Origin of the sequence: Salipiger sp. PrR003 (genome assembly GCF_010500785.1) — a bacterium.
In the GTDB taxonomy this organism is placed as follows: domain Bacteria; phylum Pseudomonadota; class Alphaproteobacteria; order Rhodobacterales; family Rhodobacteraceae; genus Salipiger; species Salipiger pacificus_A.
Map to the genome: position 1 here is coordinate 1 of NZ_JAAGOV010000105.1, position 4,535 is coordinate 4,535.

The window sequence follows — 4,535 nt, forward strand, 5'->3', positions numbered from 1 at the left end:
GCGTCGATGTCGCGGGCGCATCCGATGGTCATCAGCTCGGCGGCGCGCGGGCCTTCGATGACGAAGCTCACCTCGCGGGCGGTGATCTCCACCAGGCTGTGCGGCAGGCGCGCGTAGACCCCGGCGCAGGCGTCCACGATGGGCGCGGGATCGGCGGCCAGCACCAGCCATTCGTCGGGACCGAGGCAGGCGAGCTCGACCGCGCCCTTCACGGTCTGCCCGATCTTGCGCGGCAGCGCCACGCCGAGCGCCTGTTCGAGCGGCGCAAGATCGCCGCGGGCGCGCAGCGAGAAGCGCGGCTTGGGCAGGATCGAGCTGACCTTGGCGGCCGGTGTCTCGACCTGCGTGGCGGGCGGGAAGGCGGAAAGCGGAGCGTTCATCAAGGCCTCCTCAGATCTTCAGGCGGGCGTTTTCGGGATCGACGAAGACCGTCGAGGTGATCTTGGCGGCGATGGTGCGCTCCGGCATCGGGATATGGACGGTCTCGCCCATCCGCCCGTGGCCGCCCTGCACCAGCGCCAGCGCGATGGGACGGCCCGCCGCATCAGAGTGGTAGGACGAGGTCACATGCCCGACCATGGTCATCGGGATCGCCTGCTTGGGGTCGAAGACGATCTGCGCCCCCTCCTCGAGCTTGCTGCCATCCTCGGTCAGCAGGCCGACCAGCTGCTTGCGGCCCTCGGCCACCAGGTCGGGCCGCGCCAGCCCGCGCTTGCCGACGAAGTCGGGCTTGGCCTTGCCCACCGCCCAGCCCATGCCCGCGTCGTAAGGCGTGACCGTGCCGTCGGTGTCCTGGCCGACGATGATATAGCCCTTTTCGGCGCGCAGAACGTGCATGGTTTCCGTGCCATAGGCGCAGATGTTAAATCGCTGCCCGGCCTCCCAGAGCACCTCCCAGAGCTTGCGCCCCATGGGCGCGGGCACGTTGACCTCGAAGCCGATCTCGCCGGTGAAGCTGACCCGGAAGAGCCGCGCCGGCATGCCCGCCACGGTGCAGTCCACGCAGGACATGTGCGGGAAGGCGTCCTCGGTCAGCTCGACGCCCTCGACCAGCGGGGCCAGCAGCCTGGCGGCCTCGGGGCCATTGAGCGCGATGGTCGACCAAGCTTCCGTGGTCGAGGTCAGCCAGACGTCGAGGTCGGGCCATTCGGTCTGCAGGTAGTCTTCCATCATGTTCAGCACCCGCGCCGCGCCGCCGGTGGTGGTGGTGACGTGGAACTTGTCCTGCGCCATGCGCCCGATGACGCCGTCGTCGCGGATGAAGCCGTCGTCGCCGCAGAGCAGCCCGTAGCGGCAGCGGCCCGGGGCGAGCTTGGTCCAGGGGTTGGTGTACATGCGGTTCATGAACTCGACCGCATCGGGGCCGACCACCTCGATCTTGCCCAGCGTCGAGGCGTCGAAGATGCCGACGCCGGCGCGGGTCGCCTTGCACTCGCGGCGCACCGCGGCCTCCATGTCCTCGCCCGGCCTGGGGAAGTACCAGGCCCGGCGCCACTGGCCGACCGGCTCGAAGACCGCGCCCTGCTCCTCGGCCCAGAGGTCGATCTGGGTCTTGCGCGTCACCTCGAAGTGGCCACCGCGGTGATAGCCCGCGAAGGCGCCGAAGCTGGTCGGCGTATAGGGCGGGCGGAAGGTGGTCAGACCGACCTGCGGCTGTTTCTTTCCAAGCGCATCCGAGGCGATGTTGAGGCCGTTGATGTTGGACATCTTGCCCTGGTCGGTGGCCATGCCGTTGGTGGTGTAGCGCTTGACGTGCTCGATCGAGCGCATGCCCTCGCGCACCGCCAGCCGCAGATCCTTGGCGGTCACGTCGTTCTGGTAGTCGACGAAGGCCTTGGCCTTGCCGGGGCTGAGGTCGGTCGGCAGCTCCTTGTGCGACACGCCGGTGCCGGCGCGGTCCTGCGCCACGGTGTAGCTGGCCGCGTCGGCGGAGGTGCCGAGCGCCAGCGCGACCTCCCGGCCCTTCTCGGCGCCGTCGTTCAGCGCCGCCGCGATGCCCCAGAGCCCGCGGCTGGCGCCGGCGATGACGCAGTCCTCCGGCGTGCGCTCGGGCAGGAAGGTGGTGCGGTCGTCGTCCCAGGCCAGCGTGCCCTTGGTGTGCGAGAAAAGATGCAGCGAGGGCGTCCAGCCGCCCGACATCAGCACCGCGTCGCAGGCGATCTCCTCGCCCGCGCCGACCTTGCCGCCCGAGACCGGGTTGAGCCGGATCGAGGCGACCCGCAGGCGGCCCTTGGTGGCGGTGGCGGTGCGGCCGAGCTTGACGGGGATCCCGCGCTGGCGCGCGCCGGTCAGCAGCGCCTCGTCAACGGTTTCGCGCGTGTCGGCGATGGCCTGCACCCTGGCACCGGCATCGGCCAGATCGAAGGCGGCGTACCAGGCGCTGTCATGCGAGGTCAGCACCATGGGGCGCTGCCCGACCAGCACGCCGTAGCGGTTGAGGTAGCTCTGCGCCGCGCCCGCCAGCATCACGCCCGGGCGGTCGTTGCCGTGGAACACCAGCGGCTTTTCCAGCGCGCCCTGCGCCAGCACCACCTGTTTCGCGCGCACCCGCCACAGCCGCTCGCGCGGGGTGTCGGCGGGCAGATTGGGCAGGTGGTCGGTCAGCCGCTCGCAAAGACCGATGAGGTTCTGGTGGTAATAGCCGATGGCGGTGGTGCGGGTCATGACCTTCACGCCCGCCGCTTTCAGCGCGGCCAGCGCCGAGGCGACCCAGTCCCAGGCGGCGGTGCCACCGATCTGTGCCTGCGGCTCCGACAGCAGCGTGCCGCCCACTTCCGGGTTCTCGTCGACCAGCACGACCTTCAGGCCCGCCTCTGCCGCCACCCGCGCCGCGGCAAGGCCCGAGGGCCCGGCGCCGACGATCAGCACATCGCAATGCAGGTTGCGCGAGGCGTAGCTGTCGGGGTCTTCCTCGGTGGGGCTGACGCCAAGGCCCGCGGCGGCGCGGATGAAGGGCTCGTAGACCTTGTCCCAGAAGCTGCGCGGCCACATGAAGGTCTTGTAGTAAAACCCTGCCGAGAAGAGCATATAGGCGGCATCGTTCACCGCGCCGACGTCGAACTTCAGGCTCGGGTACTTGTTCTGCGAGCTGGTCTCGAGCCCGCCCCAGATCTCCTGCACCGTGGCGCGGGTGTTGGGCTCAAAGCGGCCCGGGCCGCGGCGGGTGCCGATGAGCGCGTTGGGCTCTTCCGAGCCCGCCGCCACCGGCCCGCGCGGGCGGTGGTACTTGAACGAGCGGCCCATCAGGTGCACGCCATTGGCCAGCAGCGCCGAGGCGACGGTGTCGCCCTCGTAGCCCTGGTAGGTCTTGCCGTCGAAGGTGAAGTTCACCGGGCGGGTCCGGTTGATGCGACCCTTGCCTTCAACACGGCCGGAAACGCGATGGCTGCTCATTTCAGGCCCTCCTTCAGCGCGGCGAGATCGGGACGGGGCGCGCCCGCCTCGTAGGTGGTGAGGAACTTGTCGGTGATGGTATTGCGCACGGCGTTGAAGAACCGCCCGCAGCCATGCAGGTGGCGCCAGCGCTCGAAATGGTCGCCCTTGACGTTGGCGCGCATGAAGAGGAACTGCTGCCAGTCCTCGTCGCTCATCTCCGAGGGGGTTTCGGGGCGGGCGATATGCGCCTCGCCGGCGTAGGTGAACTCGACCTCGGGCAGCGTCTCGTCACAATAGGGGCAATGAATCAGGAGCATGGGCGTCGTCCTTAATGTGCAGACATCATCGCGCGCAGCTCAGTGCGCGACGGCGGCGGCGGCCGCTTCGTCGATCAGCCGGCCGGTGCGGAACCGGTCGAGGGTGAAGGGCGCGTTGATCGGGTGCGGCTCGTCCTTGGCGATGGTCCAGGCGAAGACATGCGCCGAGCCCGGGGTGGCCTTGAAGCCGCCCGTGCCCCAGCCGCAGTTGACGTAGAGGTTCTTCACCGGCGTCTTGCCGATGATCGGCGAGCGGTCGGGGGTGTTGTCGGTGATCCCCGCCCATTTGCGCAGCATCCGCATGCGGTTGAAGATCGGGAAGACCTCGGAGATCGCCGCGATGGTATGCTCGATCAGCGGCAGCCCGCCGCGCTGGGAATAGCTCACGTATTGGTCGGTGCCGCTGCCGATCACCAGCTCGCCCTTGTCCGACTGGCTGCAATAGGCGTGCACGGCGTTGGACATCACCACGCAGGGGAAGATCGGCTTCACCGGCTCCGAGACCAGCGCCTGCAGCGGCATGCTCTCGAGCGGCAGCCGCACGTCGGCGGTGGCCATCACCTGGGTGTTGTGGCCCGAGGCCGAGACCGCGACCTTGCCCGCCTTGATGAAGCCCTTCTCGGTCTCGACGCCCGCCACCGAGCCGTCGGGGTTGCGGCGGATCGCGGTCACCGCGCAGTTCTGGATGATGTCGACGCCGCGCGCCGCCGCGCCGCGGGCATAGCCCCAGGCCACCGCGTCATGCCGCGCGGTGCCCGCCCGCTCCTGCAGCGCGCCGCCCATCACCGGGTAGCGCGCGCCGCGCGAGATGTTGATCGGCGGGCAGTACTCCTTGCACTCCTC

Annotated in this window: 4 protein-coding genes; all 4 read right to left on the reverse strand. The window is 69.5% G+C overall.

All coding sequences use genetic code 11. From position 1 onward, the window contains the following. Positions 1–380 (reverse strand): sarcosine oxidase subunit gamma (locus tag G0D83_RS29495; protein WP_164198130.1); only part of this gene is annotated, 380 nt, incomplete at its 3' end. A 10-nt stretch (positions 381–390) separates the two neighbouring features. Further along, positions 391–3,393, reverse strand: coding sequence for a sarcosine oxidase subunit alpha (locus G0D83_RS29500; RefSeq protein ID WP_164198132.1), 3,003 nt, complete (start codon positions 3,391–3,393; stop codon positions 391–393). After that, positions 3,390–3,692 carry a sarcosine oxidase subunit delta gene (locus tag G0D83_RS29505; RefSeq protein ID WP_164198134.1) on the reverse strand — a complete coding sequence of 101 codons (303 nt, stop codon included), beginning with the start codon at positions 3,690–3,692 and terminating at the stop codon, positions 3,390–3,392. Before G0D83_RS29505 ends, G0D83_RS29500 begins: the two co-directional genes overlap by 4 nt. Positions 3,693–3,731: 39 nt before the next feature. Next, the coding region (locus G0D83_RS29510) for an FAD-dependent oxidoreductase (RefSeq protein ID WP_164198136.1) at positions 3,732–4,535 on the reverse strand (804 nt) is incomplete at its 5' end.

What these genes read in the sequence shown, in the direction of transcription:
- G0D83_RS29505 (WP_164198134.1), bottom strand. Translation starts at nt 3,692, where the DNA reads ATGCTCCTGATTCATTGCCCCTATTGTGACGAGACGCTGCCCGAGGTC.
- G0D83_RS29500 (WP_164198132.1), bottom strand. Translation starts at nt 3,393, where the DNA reads ATGAGCAGCCATCGCGTTTCCGGCCGTGTTGAAGGCAAGGGTCGCATC.